Genomic DNA, 25,887 nt, shown 5'->3' on the forward strand with positions numbered 1-25,887 from the left:
TCTATACTAGGATTACTGTAAACGGTAAGCGTGCAGATCAAATTTTGACTAATTCTTTCTTTTTAACCGCGTGGTGTGAATCATGTAACTCATTAATTTGGCGACTAAAAACGAGAAAAAAGAGTGTCACAAATGTCACATTCACTACTTTTGTCTAAATTGTGAACAATCCTATTCAGTGCTATAACGTTACAAGTTGGCAATAGGAATTGAACAATGAAGACATTAACATCGGGCGAAATCGCAACTTATTGTGATGTAAACCTTCGAACTGTGATCCGCTGGATAGAAAGCGGAAAACTTAAAGGGTTTAAGCTGCCAGGTCGTGGCAATAATCGCGTGCTAGTATCAGACTTCGTTTCCTTTCTTGAACATCATAACATTCCTATTCCTGATGACCTCCAAAGTGAGATTTCACCTTCCATTCTCATTGTCGATGATGAAATGCCGGTGGCAAAGTCGATTCAACGCGTGGCACGCCGGGGGGGATTCGAAAGCCATATTGCTACGGGTGGTTTTCAAGCTGGCATTATGTTGAGCCAGTATAATTCAAAGTTGATGACTCTCGATTTGAGTATGCCTGGCATGGATGGCTACAGCGTTATCCAGTTTGTTCGAGAGCAACCTAAATACAAAAACTTAAAAATTCTTGTCATTTCTGCTCTTGACGACATTAGTCTTGAGCGGGCAATAGACCTTGGCGCAAATGCAGCGCTTTCCAAACCATTCGCGAATGGCGAACTTATTGAAACTATCGAAAAGTTTATGTTTGAGTAAGTTCATAGTAAGTAGCTGTGGCCAATGTTTTTAATATGGTCTTTTTAACTGGGTCGGTTTGAGGTGAATCATGGTGGAAAAATCAGTTTTTCAAGCTGCACGACATATGTTTGTTTTTTTAGCGCTCGCATTGTTCGCTGCTCATGGTGCATGCAATACGTTAACGCTTGGCATAGTGCCTCAACAGTCTGCGAAGAAGCTCGCTGAAACGTGGCAGCCACTTATTAACTATATCTCTGCGCACTCAGACATTAATGTGGTGTTTAAAACAGCCAAAGATATTCCTACCTTCGAACAAAGACTGGCTGAGGGTGAATATGACGTTGCTTACATGAACCCATACCACTTTGTGGTATTTCATGACACGGTTGGCTATCGCGCGTTGGCTCGTCAAAAAGATAAGCGAATTAAAGGCATTATTGTTGTGAATGCGAACAGCGATATTATGTCACTTGATGATCTGGACAGTAAGGACATAGCCTTTCCCTCTCCTGCTGCATTCGCTGCCACCATTATCCCTAGTGCATATTTGAGACAACAAGATATTCTCTTTACACCGCGCTATGTGCATTCTCATGACTCGGTGTACCTCAATGTGCAACGAGGCTTTTTTGACGCCGGCGGCGGCATAATAAGAACCTTCAATAACACTGATGACAGTACTCAAAATGCCCTTCGTATTTTATGGGAAAGTGATGGGTACACCCCTCATGCTGTAGCCACCCACCCTCGGGTTACCGAGGCGCAAAGAGACGCACTATTAAATGCATTGCTTACCCTGTCGAAGGACAAAGACAATCATCAGCTATTGAAAAATATTGGCTTTAAAGGATTTATGTCGTCAGCAGATGAAGATTGGGACGACGTACGGGCACTTGGCATCACCTCATTGGCTAGGCCACAATTGTGAAAAGGGATGCGTTGCTTACGCTATCGCTACGAACAAAAACCATTGTTGGGGTGGCGCTTATTGCTGCCATTTTGTTTTTAATTCTTATCACAACCGTATTTAAACTGCTAAATGACTTAGTCGACACCAGTGTTGATACGTCAGCCCAAACCACTACAAACCTATTTGTGTCCACAGCGAAAAATGCTTTTTTAAGCTACGACCTCGCTTCGCTAGAGGCAGATGCAACTGAAATGCTTTCAAACCCAAATATCAGTTATGTTCGGGTTCTCGATAACAACAACAATGTATATGTCGAAAAAGGTGAGCCTGAAGCTCTCAGTCACCCCTTTCAGCAAGACAGCGATGTAATGAGTGCAGTGGATGGTATTTACGATACCGCAGCTGATATTAAAGTTGGCGAAACCTTATTTGGCAGAGTAGAAATAGGCCTTGATGTTGATTCTATTAATCAGTCGGTAAAACGGGTACGTACTTGGACATTAACACTTGCCGCCATAGAACTAGGCCTCATTGCATTGTGCTCATATTTGCTTGGCTCGTACTTAATGTCGCAGTTAAAGCTGCTACGTGCAGGTACTAGGCATTTAGGGGCGGCAGTTAAAGATAAAAATTACCAGAATATCTCTGTAAAAGTGCGCGGCAAAGATGAACTCAGTGAGCTTGCTGAAGCCTTTAATCAATTGGTTGAGCTTTTAAAAGAAGAAAATACGCATCGCGAGCGCGTTGAAGGTGAACTTAAAGAACTCAATAGCTTATTGGAGGTAAAAGTTAAACAACGTACCTCGTTGTTAAACCAGAAAAACTTCCAACTTGAAGAGGCAAATAAAGACTTAAAAGAAGCACAGGTTCAATTGTTACAAGCAGAGAAAATGGCATCGGTTGGCCAGTTGGCTGCGGGTGTAGCGCACGAAATCAATAACCCAATCGGGTTTGTAAATAGTAATATGCATACCCTCAGCGAATATGTATCCACCTATCAAATGATATTCCAACAGCTTAATGATGTGCTCTCAAAAGATACCGCTATCCATCAGGATGAAGCGATTAAACAGCTGCGCAACATTATACAGCAGCAAGACATGGAGTTTATCAACAGCGATATCTCTGAACTCATCACCGATTCGAAAGATGGTTTGATTCGGGTGGCCGAAATAGTTAAAGGGCTAAAACTGTTCTCTCGCGTAGACAGTGATGAAATGCAATCTTACAACCTAAATGATTGCGTTCGAACCACCCTAGCGATGGTGAACAACCAGCTGAAATACATATGTAGCGTAGAAACCCATTTAGGGTCGATTCCCCATACCATGATGAACATGGGTAAAATTTCCCAAGTGGTGACCAACCTTCTTATAAACGCTGGGCAAGCTATCGAAAGCACTGGTGTGCAGGGTGCGATTACGATTACGACGCGAGAAGTAGATGGCTACATTGAGCTTAGCATTCAAGACACTGGCTGCGGTATTCAATCGAGTCACTTAGATAAATTGTTTAACCCGTTTTTCACTACCAAACCAGAAGGGCAAGGTACCGGGCTTGGGCTTTCTATTTCTTTCGGCATTGCTCAAGAGCACGGCGGCACCCTTCATGCTTCAAGTAAAGATGGGGAAGGAAGCTGTTTCACACTATGCCTACCAATACATAACCCGTTAGACGACAACGCCGAAGATTCTTTTCAGGACGATTCACTATGAATGATACCACTGACCAAAACGCAGACGTGTACACTGTTTTATTTGTCGACGATGAACCTAATATTCTTCGCGCCATTAAGCGCGCGCTTTTTTCTTTAAAAGTCAATTTATTGCTGGCTGACAGTGGCGCAAAAGCATTGGAGATCATGAAAGAAAATGATGTTCACGTGATCATTTCAGATATGAAAATGCCACAGATGTCTGGTGCTGAATTACTTCAACAAGTTGCAGAGTTGTACCCTGAAAGTTATCGGTTGGTGCTAACCGGTTATGCCGATATCGAATCTACCATCAAAGCGGTTAACGAAGGAAAAATTCATCGTTACTTGCAAAAACCTTGGGACAACAAAGAGCTTATATCTGCCATTGAAGACGGGTTAGAGCGGGTAAAATTAAAAAATGAAAATGCCCGTTTGCAAAAATTAACACGGTTACAAAACCGTAAATTAAAAGAAGTTAATACGTCGCTTGAGCAAATGGTACATAAGCGTACTCGCCAAATTAAAGCTGCCCTGAACAAGATTGAAAAACATAATCTTGCAATGGAACAAGTACTGTTCAACGTTATCAGTATAAACCCGAACATAGATGGAAAATTTGCCATTGAAGTGAGCGAACTTGCCGCTAAATTAGCGAAGTACCTTCAACTTTCTCCTGAAGAAGTTAAACGCGTTAGCTATGCGGGTTTAATCTGTGAGCTGGGCCTGTTGGGGCTAAGTACAGATGATTTTCAAGCGCCGTTTGCGAAGCTGAAGTATCAGCAGCAACAGAACTACTTGGATCAAACCAAAAAAGCTGCACTAATGCTTGCTCCCGCAATGGAGTTACAACCTGTATCAGACATGATTGAATTTCAATTCGAGCATTATAACGGTGCTGGCCCACGTAATGTGGTGGCGAAAGAAATTCCCATAGGTGCCCGTATAGTCTCAATAGCCAGAGACTACTGGCGTTTAGTCACCGGCCGAATGAGTGGTGAAGAGATGACACCACGAGATGCAAAAGCGGAAATGAAAAAGCATACCAACACACGGTATGATGGTGAAATTTTGTCGTTCTTACTTGCAGATGAAAATGTGAGCACGTCAAAATACATTTACAACACCATGAAAGCATCACAGCTAAAAGCAGGCATGGTGTTAGCCAAGAATTTATACAATGATAGCCATATTCTTATACTGCCTGAAGGGCATATCTTCACTGACGCCACTATTCAAAAGCTGACTCAATTTGAACAAGAACGTCGACGAGAGTTCAGCATTTTGATTGAGCCAGATACGCCGTTAAATGAAAGCGAAGAAGGTGCTACACCTCAAGACGCGTGATCTTAAGTGTATCTGTGGCAGTACCCATAACACTGGAACAAAGAAGCACTAATGCAATTAGTGCTTCTTTTTTTTTACAAATGATGCCTACGATAATGAAATCTTCTACCTTGTGCCTCGGTCCCTTAAACGCGTATACAGTGTGTATTCCTTCAATTTCGTGTCACAATAAATGACAATTTTAGGCCTAACGGATAATAAGGCGGTTAACATGAAACATTTTGATTATATCTGCATAGGCGGCGGTAGTGGCGGCATTGCGTCTGCAAACCGCGCCGCCAAGCATGGCAAAAAAGCAGCTATTATTGAAGCTAAAGACATTGGCGGCACATGCGTTAACGTAGGCTGTGTGCCTAAAAAAGCCATGTGGTACGGCGCACAAGTTGCCGAAGCTATTCACCGCTACGCACCAGAATATGGTTTTGATATAACAGTAAACCACTTCAGTTGGGATAGCCTAATTGCCAGCCGCCAAGCCTATATCGAACGTATTCATGCATCGTATGACCGCTCGCTCAGTGCTAACGACGTCACCCTTATTCGTGGTTTCGCTAAGTTTGTTGATAACAATACTATTGAAGTCGATGGCGAAACCTATACCGCTGATCACATTACTATTGCCACTGGTGGTCGCCCTGTCATACCTGATATTCCAGGTGCACAGCACGGTATTAACTCTGATGGCTTCTTTGCGCTAAAAGAACAACCTAAAAAAGCCGTTGTAGTGGGTGCAGGTTACATTGGTGTTGAACTCGCTGGCGTATTGCATAGTTTGGGGACAGAGACCCATTTAGTGGTGCGTAAACATGCTCCACTACGTCACTTCGACCCTATCATCCATGAAACCCTAGTTGATATGATCCACGCTGAAGGCTGCACATTACACAACCACGCCAGCGTTGAAAAAGTAGAGCGCGGTGAAGGTAAGCACATTTCAATTCATCTAACTAATGGTGAAGTCCTTGAAGCAGACTGCCTAATTTGGGCCATTGGCCGCGAACCATCAACCGATGTGATAGCGATTGAAAACACCGGTGTAGAGCTTGCCGAAAACGGCACCGTGAAAGTAGATAAATACCAAAACACGACAGCTAAGAACATCTATGCTGTGGGTGACATTGCTGGTGAAGCCGAATTGACGCCTGTGGCAGTAAAAGCAGGTCGCTTACTCAGCGAACGTTTATTCAACGGCCAAGAAGACGCGCACATGGATTACTCCATGATCCCCACCGTGGTGTTTAGCCACCCGCCTATTGGCACCATGGGCTTAACCGAACCAGAAGCGGTAGAACAGTACGGTGAAGACAATATTAAAGTGTATTCGTCGAGCTTTGCGTCTATGTACACCGCAGTAACCCGTCACCGCCAAATGACCAAAATGAAATTGGTGTGTGCAGGTGATGATGAAAAAGTGGTTGGCCTTCACGGTATAGGCCACGGTATGGATGAAATTCTACAAGGCTTTGCCGTCGCCATAAAAATGGGCGCGACCAAAGCCGATTTTGATGCATGTGTGGCCATTCACCCTACTAGTGCTGAAGAATACGTTACCATGACCTAGGTCGACTAACTGAGCTCAGGTTAACCAAGCTTAGTAAAAACGATAGCGTACTTATAAAATGTAAGGCGATAATCAATATGTTGATTATCGCCTTTCTTTTACATCCTCTCTAACGAAACCGGCACACCATTTAATACACCATTGCCCGACAAGGTATCTACCTGCATTTCGTCTGTCAGAATATTCGTATTCACGCCAGGGTACTGGCTAGCAACACCCAGCTTTATTCCCTTCTTATTATGGCCCCAACCATGCGGTATAGAGACCACGCCTGGCATAATAGAATTGGTAATTTCAACCTCTACGAATAATTCCCCCACTCTTGAAGTGACCTTAACGCTATCACCCTCTTGGACTTGGTATTTAGCAGCATCTTCAGGGTGCAATTGTAGGGTACATCGATTATTTCCCTTCACCATTCTAGGGCTATTGTGTAACCAAGAGTTGTTCGTTTTAATATGACGCCTGCCAATGAGTACCATTTGATTTTCCTTACGCTTCTGGTCAAAGAAATGCGTCTTTACTCGGGCAATATCTGGCATAAAGTAATCAAAATCTAAATTGATTTTTTTATCTTCATGAAAAATGGCGTCAGGTAGTGCACTCTGCAATGGCCCAAGGTCAATGCCATGTGGATGCGCTTTCAGCTTATCTAGCGACAAGTTATAGCCTTCCTTGCCAATGCCGTCTGTTTGTCCCTGAGCGTTAGCGTTTTTATTGCCGTTCGCGTTATCACTGGCACTGGAGTTTACGCGAGCATGTGCACCGTATTGGCCACTTTTTAATAAATCGTCTATCACACCTTTGGGCTGTTTTTGCCATAGTGTTTGATAGTGCGCGGTACTTTTGCCATTTAATTTATCTAGACGCTCTGCCAGCGATAGGTATATCTGCCAATCTGTTAATTGATCATCATCTATATCGACCACTGCCTCAGAATAGGTGGCGTAGTTTCTTACTGCGAAATTATGAAAAACCACATCATAGTGGTCCCGCTCTAACGGTGTAACGGGAGGTAATATAATATCTGCATGCCGAGAAGTTTCAGAAATGTAGAAGTCCACAGACACGATAAAATCGAGTTGTGAAAACGCACGTTCCAGCTGCTCGGTATTAGGCGTAGTCACCACTGGATTTCCAGCACCTATGACCATGGCTTTAATTTGGCCTTCACCAGGCGTTAATATTTCTTCTGCTAAACACGCCACAGGGTATTCCCCTGCAAAAGCGGGTAGACCCCTTACCCGTGAACTATAGCCTGATATGCTGCCCCTGCTTGATACCGGTAAAATATCGGCTGCAGGCTGGGTAAACATCATCCCCCCTTGCCTATCTAAGTTTCCGGTCAACATGTTAAACAGCATGATGAGATATTGAGTGAGTGTGCCAAATGCTTGCACACTCGCGCCCATGCGTCCGTAACATACAGCCGATTCAGCTTCGCAAAAATCGGTAACCAATTTGATTACCTGTGACGCTTCAATGCCCGTTAATTCGCTTACAGTGTCGGGAGAAAAGTCTTTTACATAACCTTCAACTTCAAGCAATTCTTCGGCGTAAGGTAAGAGCGCCTCGGCATTGTGAAATTGCTTTTCAAATACTACATGTAACATAGCAAGTAATAGCAATACGTCGCTGCCGGGGCGAATAAAGTGATGCTCGCAGCTTAAATCAGCAGTGTCTGTTCGTTTAGGGTCGATGACCACTATTTTACCACCCCGTTTTTGCACGCCTTTTAAGCGATTTTTAACGTTGGGCACAGTCATGATGCTGCCATTGGAAGCAAGTGGATTTCCACCGATAATCACAAAGTGTTGGGTGTGATCGATATCTGGAATAGGAATTTGTGACATATGCCCAAACAGCCTTCGGCTAACAATATGATGAGGGAGCTGATCCACCGAGGTGGCAGAGTATCTATTGTGTGACTCAAGGGCGCGATAAAAATAAGGGCCGAACAAAATAGCCCCCATGTTGTGGGCATTCGGATTACCTAGATAGACACCAACCGCATCTTTGCCATGTTGGGACTGAATATGGTGTAGTTTTTCAGCAACGTAGCCAAAGGCCTCACTCCACGGTATTTCTTGCCACTCGTCGCCTACCTTTTTTACCGGTCGTTTTAACCTGTCAGGATCATCATATAAATCTTTCAGCGCACTGGCTTTGGGGCATACGTGGCCTGCACTAAAAGGATTATCTTTATCTCCCTTAATGGATAGTATGCGTTTACCCTGTGTGGCAACTTCAATGCCGCACATAGCTTCGCACAGCGTACAGGTTGAATAATGGAGTTTCTGCTCTGAAATGACCACATCTTGCTTTGAATTAACCACGAATAGCACCTACATCAAACATTGTTAACAGCTTGTTGCAAAATTAGCGTTTATCCACTTAATAGACAAGCATCATCGTGAGTGATGGATAAATAGACGGGTGGGTGGTAAAACTGTAATTTGGTCGTTAGATTTATGCGTAAAATCTCATAAGTTAGGTAGCACCCCACCATTTTAGGTTAAGGTTAACGACAAATTTACAAATAGATGAGACGCTCACGGGCATACTCATCAATAGACAGAAAACGCATTTCAAGCAATTGGAAACACATTATGATAAAAACAACAAAAAGCTTTTTAGCCGCCACACTTGTCAGCGCCTTAGGCTTAAGTACCGCGTACTCTGCGCATGCAGCTGACGACATCAAAAAAGAAGCAACGATTAATGAAGAAAAGTGGGATGTAAGTAACCCGCCATTTGCACTTAATGAAGTCACTATCAATACCACCGAAACCACTTGGTCTAGCTTGGATATAGCCCCGAATGGCAAGTATATGGTGTTCGATATGCTAGGTGATATTTATAAAGTGAATATTGATGGCGGCGATGCCACACCTATCACGCAAGATTTCGCATGGAACATACACCCAAGTATTTCACCGGACGGTTCAAAGATTGCGTTTATTTCTGACCGCGATGGCATTAATAATCTTTGGATAATGGACAGCAATGGCGAAAATCTGCGCCAAGTGACCAAAGAAAAGAACAACCTTATTCACTCTCCTAAATGGAGCCCAGATGGTGAATACTTGCTGGTATCGAAAGGCATTATGTCTAGCCGCAGTATACCTGCAGGTGAAATTTGGATGTACCACAATACCGGTGGTGACGGCTTGCAAATTAAAGCCCGTAATCATGGTAAAAAGGACCAGCAAAACATAGCTGACCCTGTTTTTTCTCACGACGGTAAATATATTTACTTCACAGAGAACACAGTGCCTGGGAGTCGTTTCGACTATAACCGCGACCCATTAGGTGGCATATTCGCCATCACCCGCTTTGACCGTGAGAACGGCGACGAAAGCCGTTATATTAGTGGCACCGGCGGTGCAGTGGTACCTACGCCATCACCGGATGGTAAATACGTTGCGTTTGTTCGCCGGGTAAAAGAAAAAACCGCTCTGTTTTTAAAAGACATTAGAACCGGTGAAGAAACACCGCTTACCACAGAACTTGAACGTGACATGCAAGAAGGCTTTGGTTCTGAAGGTTACTTCGCCTACTTCGACTGGATGCCAGATTCATCAGCCATTGTGTATTGGACTGGTGGTACTTTCCATAGCATCAATATTGACGATAAGACTATCTCTGATATTAACATTAACGTAGAAGCTACCCTTCAATATGCGGATGCACTGCGCTTTGATGTAAATGTGGCACCGGATGAATTTGATGTAAACATGATTCGCTGGTCGCAAATGTCACCTGACGGTAAGACACTCTTGTTTCAAGCATTAGGTAAGCTTTACGTTAAAGACGTAAAGTCGGGCAAGATGAAACGCCTGACTAAGCAAAATGCCCATGGCGAATATTACCCGCGTTTTTCTAACGACGGCAAAGCCATTGTTTACACCACGTGGAATGATGATGAATTAGGATCAGTACGCATTGTTTCGGCCCGCGGCGGTAAAGGTAAAGTGATTACTAAGCAACCTGGCCATTATATAGAACCATCGTTCTCAAGTGATCGTGAAAAGGTGGTGTACCGCAAGTTTACTGGCGGCTATTTACTCGACCCTAAATACTCAGTGGACCCTGGTATTTATGTAGCAGACCTTGATAGAAAAACCGAAAAGAAAGTGTCTGATGGGGGTATTAACCCACACTTTGCAGGCGACAATTCACGAGTGTATTTCACTGAATCGGTAGGCGGCACGCCGTATCGAGAAACACAACTTTCAAGTGTTAACTTGCAAGGCAATGACAAACGAACTCATTTATACGGAGCTGATGACGTAAGTGAGTACAAACTTTCACATGACAAAAAATGGGTGGCGTTTGTTTACCAATTCAAAACCTTCGTTACCCCGTTTGTGGAAAATGGTAAGAAAGTGACCATTGGCCCCAACATGACTTCACTTCCGGTTACTCAGCTTTCATCTAAAGCTGGTGAGTACTTAACATGGTCGCCGGATAACGAAACGGTGAGCTGGTTTAATGGCCCCACTTTCTACAGTCGCTCGCTTAAAGAAGCTTTTGCGTTTGTAGATGGCGCGCCAGAAACCCTGCCCGACCCTGTAGCCGATGGTATTAATTTATCGTTCACTACCGAAGCCGATAAACCAAGCGGTTACAAAGCCTTAATTGGTGGAAAGGTCGTGACCATGCGTGATGCCGACAACACCCAAGAAGTGATTGAAGACGGCGTTATTATCATTAAAGATAATCGTATTGAAGCTGTGGGCAAGCGCGGAGATATTGCTATTCCTGAAGGTGCTATGCAAATAGATGCCAGTGGCAAAACCATTATACCTGGGTTGGTTGATACTCATGCTCATGGTGCACAAGGCAGGAATGAGATTATTCCAGATAAAAACTGGAGCCAATACTCGAATGTGGCCTTTGGTGTTACCACCATTCATGACCCATCAAACGATACCACAGAGATTTTTGCCGCCTCTGAGCTTCAGCGTAAAGGCGACATAGTGGCACCGCGTATTTACTCTACCGGTACTATTTTGTACGGCGCAGAAGGCCTAGGCTACAAAGCCATCATCAATAACTATGAAGATGCGTACTTCCACGTAGAACGCTTAAAAGAAAGCGGCGCAATTTCGGTGAAAAGCTACAACCAACCACGTCGGGATCAACGCCAACAAGTGTTATGGGCGTCGAAAAATCAAGACATGATGGTAGTCCCCGAGGGTGGCGGTAAGTTTCAGCAAAACCTAACCATGTTGGTCGATGGCCATACAGGGCTAGAACACAGCTTGCCTATTGAGCGCGGTTATAGTGATGTAACCCAGCTATGGAAAGCCACCGAGTTTGGTTACACACCTACATTTGTGGTTTCTTACGGCGGCATGATGGGTGAAGAGTATTGGTACGACCGTACAGAAGTATGGAAGAACCCACGCTTACTTCGCTACACACCTGCCACCATGTTGCATAGCCGCTCTATAAGACGCCCTACCGCGCCCGATAACCAGTACAACCACCAAAACGTTGCCAGCTACGCCAAAGAGCTTCGAGATAATGGGGTTAGTGTACATATTGGCGCTCATGGCCAACGTGAAGGCTTAGCCGCCCACTGGGAACTGTGGATAATGCAACAAGGCGGTTTCACCGCATGGGAAGCATTACGCGGCGGTACTATCGATGGCGCAAAACACCTAGGTATGGGTAACGACATCGGCAGTATTGAAAAAGGTAAATTGGCTGACTTAGTCGTGATTGACGGCGATGTATTAGCAGACTTACGCCGCAGTGAATATGTAGAATTTACCGTACTTAACGGCCGTGTATACGAAGCCGCCACCATGAACGAAGTAGGCAGTAAAACCAAGCGCTCCCCTTTCTTCTTTGAAGAAAACAACGCCACCTTTATGCCAAGAACTACCGCGGAAGCGATTGACGCGAAAGCACATCACTTCCATTGGAAACACTAATAATCTAGTAAGTTACTAGCACTTATCAAGCCGGCGTAAATCGCCGGCTTTTTTATGCTTACTGATTCACCTTATGTCCCACATTTCCCTCAAGCCATCAGCAGATTTATCCAAGAGGGTAGGAAGCACCATGATAGACCTTCCACCGCATGGATGCGGTGGCAGAGCCCCATGGATAGGTTTGTTGGGAGCTAGGTCTGTATTAGAAGTGTGGGGCACACAATAAGCAGGCCCTCCCCGGCAGGGATGCCGGGGCGGAGCCTCCAGGGATGGATTTACGGCGTGCCTGTGTTTGTGTGCCCACACTTCGTATTGTCCCCGTCAGCGGTTGCGTCCATATTGTTCGTGAGACGACACCCAATCTGATGAGCTAATGGCTGAGGCTAACGATATTTCCCCCGCTAAGGCTACCGAGGCAACGATTTCGGCGAATTTATACACCTTGTTTTTGCCATAGCAATCGATAAGTTCTAAGCACTCACGCTGAGTGCCCATTCCAGTGCCACCACCATAGGTGGCCACTATTAACGAAGGAATGGTGATAGACACATACAAATCGCCCTCATCAGTAAGCTCTGAATACATAATAGCAGCCGATGATTCCGCTACGTTCGCAACATCTTGCCCCGTAGCAATAAACATGGCGGTAATACCATTAGGCGAGTGTAAACCCGTATTGTTCACCCCAGATAGAAACGAGCCTACTCCTGCTACCCTGCCGTGATAGTCAATTTGCTTAGGCTCTACCCGCATAATTTGCAGTAAATGCTCACGCTTTATCGTGGCCTCTGCGGTTACCCGTTTACCACGTGTACGCATAATATTTATTTGCGAGGCTTTTTTATCGGTAGCAAAGTTAGACTCTAAGTAGAAGTTTTCAACACCTTCATAATTATCTAAAATCCACCCGCACGCCGCAAAAGTAGCCCGCCCCACCATGTTTTGCCCTGCCGCATCACCGGTTAAATAGTTGAAACGCAAAAACGCAAATTTGTTTGATAAGAAGTGGTCAATATAAGTGAGTTTGGCAATACTCGAGGTTGCTTCAGCCTCTTCGCGAATTTTGCTGATGTTTTGGTTTACCCAAGTAACAAAATCTCTTGCACCACGGGCATCGCTAAAAATAAAAACCGGAGCTCGCTGCATGGCATCATCTACCACCGTAGCCTTTACCCCACCACTCATATTAAGCAGCTTCATCCCCCTATTATACGACGCCACCAAGGTGCCTTCTGTTGTTGCCAATGGCACAACAAATTCACCCTTAGCGTGCTCGCCATTTATAGTTAATGGCCCTGCAATGCCAATGGGTACCTGAGCCACCCCAATAAAGTGCTCAATATTCCCTTTTAATTTGTCTGGATCGACTGAGTACTTGCCCACATGATCAATTTTGGCGCCAGTAAAACTTTCAAAGTATGACTGACGCTGCTTAATGATTTTATCGCCATAATCGTCGTGATCGTCGCGGGGAATATGCAACTTGCGACTCGCTGGTGACGTTACATTATCTTCTACTTCGAACTTAAGCTTTCCAAAAGGAGACGCTGAAAAACAAATACCTATTTTGCGTTTTTCAGGGCTGACTTCTTCATTCAGTTCTAGGTGTACGGTAATGACTTGCCGTAATGAAAACGGCATGCCGCCGTTATTATTAAGCGCATCAAAACTAATGCCACTGTCGTTGCTGCTTTGAATAGAAATTTTATGGCTTGGAACTTTCTCACCATCAAATGAAATCCATTTAAGCTCCTTTAGTGTGGCATCTTTTAAACGGTTTTTTAGTGCAAAGGAAATGCCGTTGTCAGTTTTGGTTAGGCTTCCGTGAGTATATAGCTGCTTGAGTAAAATACTTGGTACAAACATGTGAGTTCCTATTCCGTTTTGGTTAAGCCACTGCGTGAATTAAGTACACTACTTTTTTATAGTACATCCTTTGTACAGTATCACTAACCTTTTGCATTTCCATCAATTTTTAACCACATTTAAATTTGAGCCATTTCATCAAAACTTCATTAAATTTTGCGCCAACACCTTATGAATAAAGGGCGGCGAACGCCCTGACTTCGCCTTATTCGATATACCGAGCCTCCTTCATCTAACGTTTACAGCGTCAAGGCTTTACCCAAGACCACTTGTCGGTATTCAGGTTTTCGCTGCTTAAAAAGCATCGATTGCTGATTAAGCGCTATGTCCATAGGGAAATGGCAACTGAATACCATTTTTTTAATTTCATGGGATGAACTGTTATGAGAAAAGGACTATTCCGTCATCAGGCAATGCAGCCTACCTCGCCATTTCAAGGCGATCTATTGATGACGCCTCGACCATCCCATATGGGGATAACGGCAATACTAATTTTATGGATAGTGGGTGTGGGGATATATCTCACACAGGGTAGCTATGCTCGTAAAGCCACTGTTGAAGGGTGGCTAGAGCCCTCCCGCGGCGTATTAAGACTGTACGCCGACGCCCGAAAAGGCCGCATATCACAAGTGTATGTAAACGAGGGGCAAAAAGTTAAAAGAGGCGAACCATTATTGTCGATTGAATACGGGGTTCAGCAGCCACAAGGCGAAACCGTAGAGCTAAAACTGCAACAAGAGCTTCTTGCTAAAAAACAGCGGATAAGCGACGCGTTGGCACGCAGCATTGGTATTCACCAAAATGACAAAACGCAGCTTTTAAAACAACTTCAGCACGCGCAAAAAGACGCTGAATCAATACGCCATATTTTAGCGATATCTTATCAACAGTGGCAGTTAGCGTTCAGTCAATTTACCTCATTTGAGGTGCTACGCAATGCTGGCCATGTAAGTAACGCAGATTTCGATAATTATAAGCTTGAGCTTTTAAGTAGCCAGCAACAATGGAAACAAGCTGAGCGAAATAACCTGAAAAGCGAAGCTGAAGTAAGCCGGCTGACACATGAAATTGCCAGTTTACCCGAGATTCAAGCCAATGAGCGCACCGTACACGAAAACCAACTAAGTGATATCAATCAGCAGTTGCTGACATTAAATCGCGATCGGCAGCGCATTCTATATGCATCGCAGAACGGTGTGGTTTCAAGTCTGCAGGCGAGTGCTGGGTTGATGGTCGATCAAAACAGACCGCTACTCAGCTTACTTCCAGAAAATTCCCCTATAGAAGCACGATTGTTAGTGCCTGTGCGCGCCGCTGGGTTCATCGCCAAAGGGCAACAACTCGCTATTCGCTACGATGCCTTTCCTTATCAGAAGTTTGGTTTGCAACAGGGACAGATAATTAGCATTTCCGAAACCATTTTACTGCCTGGTGAATGGGCGAACGCGCCTTTAACCGTGAGCGAACCCGCTTATTTGGTTACCGCTCGAGTAAATAGCGACGCCATTATTGCCTATGGAAACCCGGTAATGCTTAAAGCTGGAATGACGTTTTCTGCAGACGTAGCACTTAGCCAGCGTAGCTTACTGGAATGGATCTTAGAGCCGCTGTTAAGCGTCACGAAAAGGTTGTAATTATGACTATTACTCACGGGTTTGCTTCACCTGCACTTAGCGCCTTATCACCTAAAAACAAAGTGCCGGTTGTGCTTCAAACTGAAGCCGCTGAATGTGGTTTGGCCTGCGTCAGCATGGTGGCTCAGTATTATGGCGACAAACGGGATATGACCCACCTTCGCCAGCACATTAGCGTTTCACTTCGTGGTATCACACTTAAAGATATTATGGATATTGCGCAGCAAATGGCATTTCAATGTCGTGCACTAAAAATTGAGCCTCAGGATTTATCTCAACTAACCCTACCAGCAATTCTACATTGGGATATGCGTCATTTCGTTGTACTGACTAAGGTAAAGCAAGAGCGATTAACCATACACGACCCTAGTATTGGCAAACGCACCTTCACCTTTGATGAGGCGAGTAAACACCTAACGGGAATAGCGTTAGAAATTACGCCTAAAGACAATTTTTCGCCGCCCCCCGCAAAGCCTTTATTAAAGCTAAGAAACTTCTTCACTCGAACGATAGGGTTTAAACGTAATTTAGCCACCTTGCTGGCGCTATCTGCACTACTTCAACTTTTTGCTTTAGCGTCTCCTTATTACGTGCAAACCGTGGTTGATGATGTGTTGTTGCAAGGGAATCAAGCATTGTTAACCGCGCTTGCCATTGGGTTTACTTTTTTGCTAGTAATAAGCATCTTCACTAGTGTGTTGCGTCGCTTTCTTATCCTGGCTGTATCGAGCCGGCTTCAACTTCAAATGTCGGCTTCCGTCTTTCAACATTTACTCTCGCTACCGCTGGATTTTTTCGCCAAAAGGCACGTGGGCGATGTGGTGTCTCGCTTTGGTTCCCTTGCACATATTCGTGAGTTCCTCACTACGGGCCTTGTGACTGCATTTCTCGATGGCGTATTGGCCATTATCACGCTTGTCGTGATGGGCCTTTACTCCGTTAAACTTACCTTGTGTGTGGTGCTAGTGGTGGCAATATATTTACTTTTCCGCATCGCGTTAATACCTGTCACTAAGCGGCTTACAACAGAGAAAATTGCACTGGCCGCTACTGAACAAAGTCACTTTATGGAAAGCGTTCGGGGTATGCTGCCTATTCGTGTATACCATCAAGAATCCCAACGCCATAGTCAGTGGCAAAACAAGTTAGTCGCCACTTTGAATAAAGATATTAGTCTGGGAAAACTCAATATTGGAAGCGACGCGGTAAACCAAGTTTTATTTGGTATTGAAAACATCATTGTGATCTTTATTGCGGCATCTTTGGTGATGGATAATATGCTGACGGTAGGAATGATGCTTGCCTTCATCGCTTACAAAACAAAATTCACTGCCGCAGTAGACGGGTTAGTTTCCAAATTTATCGAATTGCGAATGCTGGCCGTACACTTTTCTCGCCTGAGCGATATTGTTCTAACGGAGCCTGCTGAAACCACGGTGCTGTCAAAACAATCTAGCCCTTATTCAAGCGTAGCATCAGTATCAGCAGTGGGTTCTTCTCATGCCATCGCTTCAAATACTCCAGTCATTCACTTAAAGGCCCACAACCTCAGTTATCGCTATGGTGAGGGATGTAAATGTATTTTCGAAAACCTCAACTTATCAGTTACCGCAGGGGAGATAATTGCCATCGTTGGTGCAAGCGGCAGTGGAAAGAGCACCCTACTTAAATGTCTGATGGGCCTATATGCACCTTTTGAAGGAACGGTTAGTCACAATACTATTTCATCAAATCATTCCCCAGTCATTGCTTCTGTATTGCAAGAAGACATGTGCCTTTGTGGCTCTATGGCTGAAAACATCAGTTGTTTTGATGAGATACCAAATCAAGAAAAGGTCATACGTGCCGCCCAATTGGCCTGTATCCATGACGAAATTTGTGCCATGCCTATGCAATATCACTCGTTGGTCGGTGATATGGGAAGTAGCTTAAGTGGTGGTCAAAAACAACGGCTACTTCTCGCGCGAGCGCTATACAGAGAGCCAGATATCTTGTTTCTTGATGAGGCGAGTAGCCATTTAGACATTCAAAATGAGCACGTTATCAATACACATCTAAAGGCGCTCAATATTACCCGCATCATGGTGGCCCATCGCCCTCAAACGATTGCCCTTGCAGATACTGTCTATCAGTTGGTAGACGGCATTCTGCAGCACTGCCCAGCTTCTGAAATAGTAGAAGAAAATGATAATACCCCACTAGGAGATTCATAATGATAACGCCCGAAGTTAGAGAATCTACACCCTTGCTCACCGATATTGAGCGTCAACAAATCGTTAAGCATGTAGATAACTTAAATAGTAATGCCCTTCCTATCGACACCCTGTCTAAACGCGAGCTTCAGGTTGCGCGAAAGATCATGGAAGGCTTGTCGAATAAAGCGATAGCAGCAGAGCTATTTATTAGCGAACGCACCGTTAAGTTCCACTGCGCCAACATCTACAAGAAACTGAAAATAAGCAGCCGCACTGCGCTCATCGCGAGTTGCTTTCGATCCATTTACCACCCCCTAAGGTTGGTCTAACCGCTAGCCTTTTTAACTACACTAAAACGCTTATATAAGGAGCGAAAAATGCAACATAACACGCATAGCTATACACAAGAAAATACACAGAACGGCTCTGGCCTTCACCTTGAGACCCAAGAGTTGCTGCAAGTGACGGGCGGGAAGTCTGGGGTATCTGCAGGCGCAGACAAAGACCCCATTCGCTTTGTTAAACCACCTGTCTATATCACCTTAGCCATTGGTGAGGACGGCGGACAATTACCCGATTTATTGTCATAGCAGATTAAGGAGGTTAAGCAGTCCTCCTTTTACCATTTAAAAAGGATATTTCAATGCAGATTGCATTAATAGGGAGCGAGGCCGACCCGCAAATTGTACATGTGGCTGAAGCCTTAATTGCCGATAAAAACGACCCCTATATTATTAATACCAACTACTTTGGTGAGCACTGGCAACTCAGCTACGACCCAGATTTTAATGATGGCCTGTTACATTTTAACCAGCCTATCCGCAACGGACTGTTTCGAATTCCTCTATCAGACATCACATCTGCCTATTGGCATCAATATATTCCCCCCTCTGTGAAAGCCTCTGATAGTGTGTCTTCACAATGGTTAGATCAGGAATATGCCAGCACCTTGTTATGCTGGTTTTTATTCAGTGAAACTAAGTGGGTTAATGGTATTGACGCCATCCGCGCCCATCACTGCAAACCAATTCAACTGCGGATGGCAAAAAAGCTAGGCGCTAAGGTGCCATATACCTACATAGGTAACGCTTGTGATGTAGCTTTACAGTTTTGTGCGAACATAGGCGAGGTGGTCTATAAACCCGTTAAAGGCGGCGAAACAGCGAAATTTGTGCAACAGGGGGACGATACTCGCGGCTTAGTGCAGGCTTTGTTAAAAGAGCGCCCTGTCACCTTTCAGGCATTTGTTGAAGGGACGAATATTCGAAGTTACGTACTTGGCGATGAAGTAGTCAGTGTACAAATAGACTCTCACAATCTCGATTTCAGAGAAGATATAAACGCACGTCCTTTGCTAACCCCTCTTCCTAAACCAATGCAGGATTTATCACGAAAGATATGTACCGGCTTAGGCATGCATTGGTGCGCTATCGATTGGCGTAAAAACACCAAGGGTGAATATTATTTCTTAGAAGCCAACCCTTGCCCGTTCTTCTTGTTTGTTGAAAACGAGACTGGTGTTGATATTACCGGCCGTTTAGTGAAATTATTAACCACATAAAAAAAGAGCGCATTTAAATAAATGCGCTCTTTTGTGTTACTAGCCTTAGGGCTTTATAGAATGAAGCGCGATAGGTCTTCGTTTTCTACAAGCGACTCTAAGTGGCTGTTTACGTAGTCTTCGTCAATCACGAAAGACTCACCGCTTTTTTCAGACGCATCAAACGAAATATCTTCCATTAAACGTTCAAGTACCGTGTGCAAACGGCGCGCACCAATGTTCTCAGTGCGTTCGTTCACACGCCATGCAGCTTCAGCAATACGCTGAATTCCCGATTCTACGAAATCGATATTTACGCCCTCGGTCAGCATAAGGGCTTTGTATTGCTCGGTAAGCGACGCATTGGGCTCGGTAAGAATACGTTTGAAGTCACCTACTTCTAAGGCTGATAATTCAACGCGAATAGGCAAACGACCTTGAAGCTCAGGAATAAGATCTGACGGCTTGCTCATTTGGAACGCACCAGAGGCGATAAACAAAATATGGTCTGTTTTCACCATGCCGTGCTTGGTCGATACCGTTGACCCTTCTACCAAGGGTAGTAAGTCACGCTGCACACCTTCACGCGATACATCGCCTGACGTATTGCCTTCACGCTTACAAATTTTGTCAATTTCATCAACAAACACAATGCCGTGTTGCTCAACCGACTCAATCGCTTTTTCTTTTAAGTCTTCCTGATTCACCAAACGTGCGGCTTCTTCTTCCACCAGCATTTTCATTGCATCTTTAATTTTTAGCTTCTTCTTTTTCTTTTGCGAACCCGACAAGTTTTGAAACATGCCTTGAAGCTGATTGGTCATTTCTTCCATCCCAGGAGGTGCCATAATTTCAACGCCTACTTGTGGAAGTGCCACATCAATTTCAATTTCTTTGTCGTCTAAGTCGCCTTGACGAAGCTTTTTACGGAACGCTTGGCGAGTGCCTCTATCTTCAACGTCTTCTTTCTTGCCCCATGCATCTTCAGGGGGTGGAATAAGCACATCAAGAATACGTTCTTCCGCCGCTTCTTCAGCGCGGAATTTCACCTTTTTCATTTCCGTTTCTTTGGTCATCTTCACGGCAATGTCAGCAAGGTCGCGAATAATGGTTTCTACTTCTTTACCCACATAACCGACTTCGGTGAACTTTGTCGCTTCAACCTTTATGAAAGGTGCATTCGCTAATTTTGCTAAACGGCGGGCAATTTCAGTTTTACCCACACCGGTTGGCCCAATCATAAGAATATTTTTAGGCGTCACTTCTTGGCGCAAATCAGGCTCAAGCTGCATACGGCGCCAGCGGTTTCGAAGTGCAATTGATACCGCACGTTTAGCATCTTGCTGACCAATAATGTGTCGATCTAGCTCATGAACAATTTCTCTAGGTGTCATTTCAGACATGCATAAACCCTTATCTGTTTTGGTGCCACTGCATTAATAGCAGGCACAAGTGGCTGTTAATTGTTAATTAAACAGCCACTTAGTAATCGAGTACGTCTACCGTTTGACTATGGTTAGTGAATACGCAGATATCACCAGCTATGGTCAAACTTTTCTCCGCAATTTCTTTCGCGGTAAGTTCGGTGTTTTCTAGCAACGCAGTAGCAGAAGCTTGGGCATAGTTGCCGCCTGAACCAATAGCAATTAAGTCATTTTCTGGCTGTACGACATCGCCGTTACCGGTAATGATGAATGACGCGGTTTCATCGGCTACGGCCAATAGCGCTTCTAATTTGCGCAGCATGCGATCGGTTCGCCAATCTTTGGCAAGTTCAACCGCCGCCTTGGTCAAGTGGCCTTGGTGAGCTTCAAGTTTTGCTTCAAAGCGTTCAAACAAGGTGAAGGCATCGGCAGTGCCGCCTGCAAACCCAGCTAATACTTTATCGTGGTACAAGCGGCGCACTTTACGTGCATTACCTTTCATTACGGTATTGCCGAGTGACACCTGACCATCGCCAGCCATCACAACTTGATTTCCACGTCTTACAGATACAATCGTTGTCACGTTTAATCCCCATTTAAGGTGGGCGCTATCGCAGACTCGGGCGATAACTGAAAAAAGACTTTGTTATGAAATGGGGGAAGGGTTTTGGTTTTCAAGGGGAGCAGTTAAAACGGGCAGCTAAAAGGGGCTGTTAAAAGAAAAAGCAGTGAAGACATATAGTAAACGGGTACGTATTAAAGCGTTAAGCGCTGCAAAGTAGTATGTGGTGGCTATTATGAGATGATTATAAGGCATCCACCACATCATGCGGTGAATGCCCAATCAATAGATGAGTGAATGAAAAACGTTTACGCTTATAAATTCCAGTACCAAATTTGGCAGGTCGCAATATTCACTTTACGAAGGCTGTGCTTGGCTTTCTCGGCATCTCGTTTCGATTCGAATGGCCCTAAAATAACCCTGAACCATTCGCCGTTGCTGCCAGAACTCTGGCGAATAAGTGCTTCTAAACCTTGAAAGGCAATTTTCGCTTTCATTTCTTCAGCTTGAGCGCGGGTTCTGAACGACGCGCATTGCATAAGATAACGTTTGTCCGACTTTTCCTGCTCAGCAACATCTACTTCCACTTCATACCCCGGCAGAGTACGAATATATTCCCACTCTTCTTTAGGCAATTCAGGCAACGCTTCTTGGGTAGGCGCAACAGGGCGTACAACTTCGGTATCTACCTCAGAACTGGCGTTATCTTTAATAGACCATAAGAAAACCGCAAAGCCTATAAGCAATATCACCACAATGACAAGGCGAACAATAGGGAATGAGGCAGTGGCGCCACTCTTCACCTGTGATTTACCGCGCTTTTTGTTTTCCGGCTTCTTTTTTTGTGGTGCTTTACCACGAGATACATAATCGCGTTGAGCCATATTCGGCAGTTTTCCTACTACTTATCGTTATTTTAAACAGGTGGTGCCACCAGACGAGGACATAGTGCACAACCCTGAAACACTTGTATACATTAGTGTTGAGATTTTACCGTATTCCCAACCTGTGCGCTAACTGAAATCGGTGGGGTCGATATCTACCGACCAACGTACTTTTGCCGCCTGCGGTAGCCCTTGTAAATACGGCAGAGCTAGCCGCAATGCGTTATGTAACGGCGCTCTTTTTTCATGACTGCACACCAGCATAAAGCGAAAACGCCCTTGTCGTTTTTCAATTAAACAGGGAAATGGCCCACTCATCTGCGGAACTAAGCCCTTAGAATTTGCATTTGCAGTATTTGAGTTTGAAAGTACACCCCTAGCCTGTTGCAGGAATGCATAGGCCGATGAGCTCTCGGTTGCCTCAGCCCGAATCACAAATTGACTAATATAAGGAGGCAATGCAGATGCTTTTCGCTCCATCAATGCATGACGAGCAAAGTGGGCATAGCCGTTGTTCACTAAATCTTGTAATAAAGGGTGGTGAGGATTGTGGGTTTGCAGCCACATTTCTCCGGGTTTGCTTGCACGCCCTGCTCGCCCTGCAAGCTGCGTAACGAGCTGCGCTAGCTTTTCAGGAGCTCGAAAGTCAGCACTAAATAGCGCCCCATCGCAATCTAACACCACCACCAATGTAACGTGAGGAAAATGATGCCCTTTCGATAGAATTTGGGTACCTACCAGTATTTGGTGTTCTTGGCGGTTAATCGCATCGAGGGTTTGATGTAGCTTGTCTTTTCCTCTTACCGTATCACTGTCTATGCGCACGTGTTTGGCATCGGGGAAGAGCTTCATTAAGCCTTCTTCTACCTGCTCGGTGCCCGTTCCCGCCGTTACCATTTCATGACTGTGACAAGCTTCACACTCTTTGGGCATTGAACGGGTAGCGCCACAGTGGTGGCATTGCAGTCTGTTTTGCCCTTTATGCACGGTATAGGGTCTGTCGCAACGCTTACACATTGCCGTAGTACCACAGTGATGACATAAAAGCGCGGGGGCATAACCTCGTCTATTCACAAAAACCAAAATCTGGTTCCCTGCATTTACATGCTGACGCATAATTGTCAGCAAGCCTTCTGAAATGCCGTAATGAATAGGTTGGTCTCTTGCATCTAGTAAATACTGCTTGGTACTCTGCGCCCCTGCTGCGCGCCGTGTTAGTTGCAAATGCGCAAAGCGGCCGTTTAACGCGTTATTAAGCGTTTCAAGCGCTGGGGTAGCACTGCCGAGCAACAAAGGAATACTGTGCTCTTTGGCTCGCATGGCCGCTAAATCGCGCGCGTGATACCTAAGCCCGTCTTGTTGTTTAAACGATTCATCATGCTCTTCGTCTACAATGATCATGCCGGGTTTTTTAAGGGGCGTAAAAATCGCTGAGCGAGTACCTATAATAATACCTAGTTCGCCTGCCCTTGCCCGCTGCCATACCGATAATCGCGCTGCGTCCGTCAATTGAGAGTGCAATACGCCTACAGGAATATTGAAGCGCTTTTCGAAGCGCGAAACGGTTTGCGGCGTTAAACCAATTTCAGGCACTAATATAAGCACTTGTTTACCGGCTTTAAGCAAAGGTTCAATAGATTGCAGATACACTTCGGTTTTACCGCTACCTGTCACCCCTTCAAGCAAGCTGATCGCAAAGGTGCCATGTTGCTGGTTTAATGCCGCTATCGCTACCCCTTGCTCTTTATCAGGCACGGGTTTTTCACCAATTTCGAAGGTATCTAACCACGCTTGTGCAGTGAGTTCAGGCGTAATTTCTACGAGCTCAATAAGTGCTTTATCTAATAACGCTTTCACTACTGCGGGTGAAAAGGTCTTACGCGCTTCGCTAGCAATAAGTGATGTGGTTTGAACCGCTTCTAAGCAGCTCATCTGCTTCGGAGCTCGGCTTAAACTCTTAATATCGGTATCAGCACCTTCTGGCGTGACTTGAATATATTGTGCGGGTGATGGCGTGGCTGTCTCACCTTTACGAAGAGGCACAGGAAGCATGGCATGTATCACTTCCCCTGGCGCATGGTGATAATACTGCCATAACCAATGCGCCATTTTTCTTAGCGATTCGTCGATAACAGGTGCGCTATCTACCACCTCAATAATGGCTTTTATCTTACTGGTATCATCTATGTCTACACCGGATTCAACCACAATGCCTACCAGTTGACGTGGCCCGAAAGGCACTTTTACCCGCACACCCGGTTGTAGCGTATCGGTATGAGAATAGGTAAATAGCTGGCGAAGTGGCACAGGTACAGCCACCTGAATGAATACCATTAAAATTGATACCCCAAAATTGATGAACCTAAAGTGAGTAAACGTAAATTCAGAATCGCTAATGATCTGGCATTTAAACATAATGTCAAATAAGGGAAGGGAATTTATTTTCGCCAGTGGGCTTAATTAACGCTGCCCCTGTTTACTTCGCATACAAAAAGTGCTTGATCACTTTAGTTGCTTCCTTTATTATGCGCCGCTCTTTTGCGGCTGACTGCAATTTCTGCGGTCGGTCATTGAATTTAAAGTTGCGTATGGTGTTTGGCTTCGGGCCAAATAGCGATACGGCCTCATATTGAAGGTAATCCAAAATGAAAAATGGTATCCACCCAGAATACGCTGAAATGACAGCAACATGTTCTTGCGGCAACGTAATGAAAATCCGTTCTACTCTAGGTAAAGATATTAACCTAGACGTATGTTCAGCATGTCACCCATTCTACACTGGTAAGCAACGTAACGTTGATACCGGTGGTCGTGTTGACCGCTTCAAGAAACGTTTCGGTGCTTTGGGCGCTAAATAAGCTCAGTACTCAGAAACACTATGTTTCTTTAAAAAAAGCGCCTATCGGCGCTTTTTTTGTGTCCGCGATTTACATCTGCACTTCATTCTGTATTCAACCAATACCGTGCTCGCCCAGTATAGAGCAGCGAAGTGGAATGCTCGGCTAATGCAATGCTCTATTATTGAAAAGCTCTGTTAATGAAAATCCCGGCGTTTTAGATGTCGTTCCCAGTTGCCGTTACTTTGCAAAGTGCATGCTTGCTCGCTGTCGTAGCGAACTCCTTTGATGTGCACCTTCAATTCGGGGCATACATTATCAAGTTTATGTTCGAATGCTTGGTTCCAGTTTGTTGAAAGTGCTTCGCTTTTTTGCTTTTCGGTTTTAAACACCGCAATAATTTCTGGCCTGCGCCAGTGACCCTCATGCGTAAGCCATTCAAAGCCAACCGACTCAGATTTTGCCCACTCACACACCGCAGTTAACGCTTCAATCAGTTTCTTTTCAGACATGGTAAGTTACGCCTTCTTCTTCATGTTTATTATTATACCTATTCCGCTCACCAGCGTCTTGAACCGTCGACTTAGTGCCTTTTTGCAAAGACCTATTCGATACCCACTATACATATGTCTATAAAATAGAAATAATGTATTAAATTCAAAAGTGTCATTAATGTGGTGAATGGCAAATATTCGACGATGTCACTGGTCATACAAGCAAGACTGTCCTA

19 protein-coding genes are annotated in these 25,887 nt (G+C 44.7%); 12 read left to right on the plus strand and 7 right to left on the minus strand.

All coding sequences use genetic code 11. The features are described 5' to 3' along the window. The first annotated feature begins 216 nt into the window (after nucleotides 1–216). The 5 genes from FLAVO9R_RS17920 (at nucleotide 217) to gorA (ending at nucleotide 6,270) form a co-directional block, all read left to right on the plus strand. The gene (locus tag FLAVO9R_RS17920) at nucleotides 217–777 is read left to right on the plus strand and encodes a response regulator (protein WP_159533529.1); all 561 of its coding nucleotides are present in this window, start codon (nucleotides 217–219) and stop codon (nucleotides 775–777) included. Nucleotides 778–847: 70 nt separating this feature from the next. Further along, nucleotides 848–1,687: a phosphate/phosphite/phosphonate ABC transporter substrate-binding protein gene (locus FLAVO9R_RS17925; RefSeq protein ID WP_232370698.1), complete on the plus strand. Its 840-nt coding sequence runs from the start codon at nucleotides 848–850 to the stop codon at nucleotides 1,685–1,687. Further along, nucleotides 1,684–3,384, plus strand: coding sequence for a HAMP domain-containing sensor histidine kinase (locus FLAVO9R_RS17930; protein ID WP_159533531.1), 1,701 nt, complete (start codon nucleotides 1,684–1,686; stop codon nucleotides 3,382–3,384). The genes FLAVO9R_RS17925 and FLAVO9R_RS17930 overlap by 4 nt, the downstream gene beginning before the upstream one ends. Beyond that, nucleotides 3,381–4,709 carry a response regulator gene (locus tag FLAVO9R_RS17935; RefSeq protein WP_159533533.1) on the plus strand — a complete coding sequence of 443 codons (1,329 nt, stop codon included), beginning with the start codon at nucleotides 3,381–3,383 and terminating at the stop codon, nucleotides 4,707–4,709. The genes FLAVO9R_RS17930 and FLAVO9R_RS17935 overlap by 4 nt, the downstream gene beginning before the upstream one ends. A gap of 211 nt (nucleotides 4,710–4,920) precedes the next feature. Continuing rightward, nucleotides 4,921–6,270, plus strand: coding sequence for a glutathione-disulfide reductase (gorA, locus tag FLAVO9R_RS17940; protein WP_159533535.1), 1,350 nt, complete (start codon nucleotides 4,921–4,923; stop codon nucleotides 6,268–6,270). A gap of 98 nt (nucleotides 6,271–6,368) precedes the next feature. Here gorA and FLAVO9R_RS17945 read toward each other — a convergent pair whose 3' ends face one another. Further along, entirely contained in the window at nucleotides 6,369–8,531 is a 2,163-nt protein-coding gene (locus FLAVO9R_RS17945; protein ID WP_246604465.1) for a molybdopterin oxidoreductase family protein, read from the minus strand. A gap of 348 nt (nucleotides 8,532–8,879) precedes the next feature. Here FLAVO9R_RS17945 and FLAVO9R_RS17950 point away from each other — a divergent pair, with 348 nt between their 5' ends. Then, on the plus strand, nucleotides 8,880–12,215 hold the full coding sequence (locus tag FLAVO9R_RS17950) for an amidohydrolase family protein (RefSeq protein ID WP_159533537.1): 3,336 nt from the start codon (nucleotides 8,880–8,882) through the stop codon (nucleotides 12,213–12,215). Nucleotides 12,216–12,536: 321 nt separating this feature from the next. Here the strand turns inward: FLAVO9R_RS17950 and FLAVO9R_RS17955 are convergent, their stop codons facing one another. Continuing rightward, entirely contained in the window at nucleotides 12,537–14,081 is a 1,545-nt protein-coding gene (locus FLAVO9R_RS17955; RefSeq protein ID WP_159533539.1) for a hydroxymethylglutaryl-CoA reductase, read from the minus strand. Nucleotides 14,082–14,464: 383 nt separating this feature from the next. On the opposite strand from FLAVO9R_RS17955, the gene FLAVO9R_RS17960 reads away from it, so the two are divergent. The 5 genes from FLAVO9R_RS17960 to FLAVO9R_RS17980 are packed head-to-tail and all read left to right on the plus strand — an operon-like array spanning nucleotide 14,465 to nucleotide 19,471. Continuing rightward, nucleotides 14,465–15,715 carry an HlyD family secretion protein gene (locus FLAVO9R_RS17960; protein ID WP_232370699.1) on the plus strand — a complete coding sequence of 417 codons (1,251 nt, stop codon included), beginning with the start codon at nucleotides 14,465–14,467 and terminating at the stop codon, nucleotides 15,713–15,715. Nucleotides 15,716–15,717: 2 nt separating this feature from the next. Then, nucleotides 15,718–17,928 carry a peptidase domain-containing ABC transporter gene (locus FLAVO9R_RS17965; RefSeq protein ID WP_159533541.1) on the plus strand — a complete coding sequence of 737 codons (2,211 nt, stop codon included), beginning with the start codon at nucleotides 15,718–15,720 and terminating at the stop codon, nucleotides 17,926–17,928. After that, nucleotides 17,928–18,239 (plus strand): helix-turn-helix domain-containing protein, encoded by a 312-nt coding sequence (locus FLAVO9R_RS17970; RefSeq protein ID WP_159533543.1) that lies wholly within the window; start codon nucleotides 17,928–17,930, stop codon nucleotides 18,237–18,239. The genes FLAVO9R_RS17965 and FLAVO9R_RS17970 overlap by 1 nt, the downstream gene beginning before the upstream one ends. Before the next feature lie 48 nt (nucleotides 18,240–18,287). Further along, complete coding sequence (locus FLAVO9R_RS17975; protein ID WP_159533545.1) at nucleotides 18,288–18,500, plus strand: hypothetical protein; 213 nt, start codon at nucleotides 18,288–18,290, stop codon at nucleotides 18,498–18,500. Nucleotides 18,501–18,553: 53 nt separating this feature from the next. Next, entirely contained in the window at nucleotides 18,554–19,471 is a 918-nt protein-coding gene (locus FLAVO9R_RS17980; protein WP_159533547.1) for an ATP-grasp domain-containing protein, read from the plus strand. Nucleotides 19,472–19,524: 53 nt separating this feature from the next. On the opposite strand, the gene hslU is transcribed toward FLAVO9R_RS17980, so the two are convergent. The 4 genes from hslU to priA form a co-directional block, all read right to left on the minus strand. Continuing rightward, nucleotides 19,525–20,853, minus strand: coding sequence for an HslU--HslV peptidase ATPase subunit (gene hslU, locus FLAVO9R_RS17985; RefSeq protein ID WP_159533549.1), 1,329 nt, complete (start codon nucleotides 20,851–20,853; stop codon nucleotides 19,525–19,527). Nucleotides 20,854–20,932: 79 nt separating this feature from the next. Further along, nucleotides 20,933–21,457 (minus strand): ATP-dependent protease subunit HslV, encoded by a 525-nt coding sequence (hslV, locus tag FLAVO9R_RS17990; RefSeq protein ID WP_159533551.1) that lies wholly within the window; start codon nucleotides 21,455–21,457, stop codon nucleotides 20,933–20,935. A 293-nt stretch (nucleotides 21,458–21,750) separates the two neighbouring features. After that, the gene (locus FLAVO9R_RS17995; RefSeq protein ID WP_159533553.1) at nucleotides 21,751–22,320 is read right to left on the minus strand and encodes an SPOR domain-containing protein; all 570 of its coding nucleotides are present in this window, start codon (nucleotides 22,318–22,320) and stop codon (nucleotides 21,751–21,753) included. Between the two features lie 129 nt (nucleotides 22,321–22,449). Beyond that, nucleotides 22,450–24,654, minus strand: a complete 2,205-nt coding sequence (priA, locus tag FLAVO9R_RS18000; protein WP_159533555.1) for a primosomal protein N' — start codon at nucleotides 24,652–24,654, stop codon at nucleotides 22,450–22,452. A gap of 311 nt (nucleotides 24,655–24,965) precedes the next feature. Between priA and rpmE the strand changes: the two genes are divergently transcribed. Beyond that, nucleotides 24,966–25,178: a 50S ribosomal protein L31 gene (gene rpmE, locus FLAVO9R_RS18005; RefSeq protein ID WP_159533557.1), complete on the plus strand. Its 213-nt coding sequence runs from the start codon at nucleotides 24,966–24,968 to the stop codon at nucleotides 25,176–25,178. Between the two features lie 176 nt (nucleotides 25,179–25,354). Here rpmE and FLAVO9R_RS18010 read toward each other — a convergent pair whose 3' ends face one another. Beyond that, nucleotides 25,355–25,669, minus strand: a complete 315-nt coding sequence (locus FLAVO9R_RS18010; RefSeq protein ID WP_159533559.1) for a hypothetical protein — start codon at nucleotides 25,667–25,669, stop codon at nucleotides 25,355–25,357. Between the last annotated feature and the right edge of the window lie 218 nt (nucleotides 25,670–25,887).

The organism is Alteromonas sp. 38, from assembly GCF_902506055.1.
Taxonomy (GTDB): domain Bacteria; phylum Pseudomonadota; class Gammaproteobacteria; order Enterobacterales; family Alteromonadaceae; genus Alteromonas; species Alteromonas lipotrueae.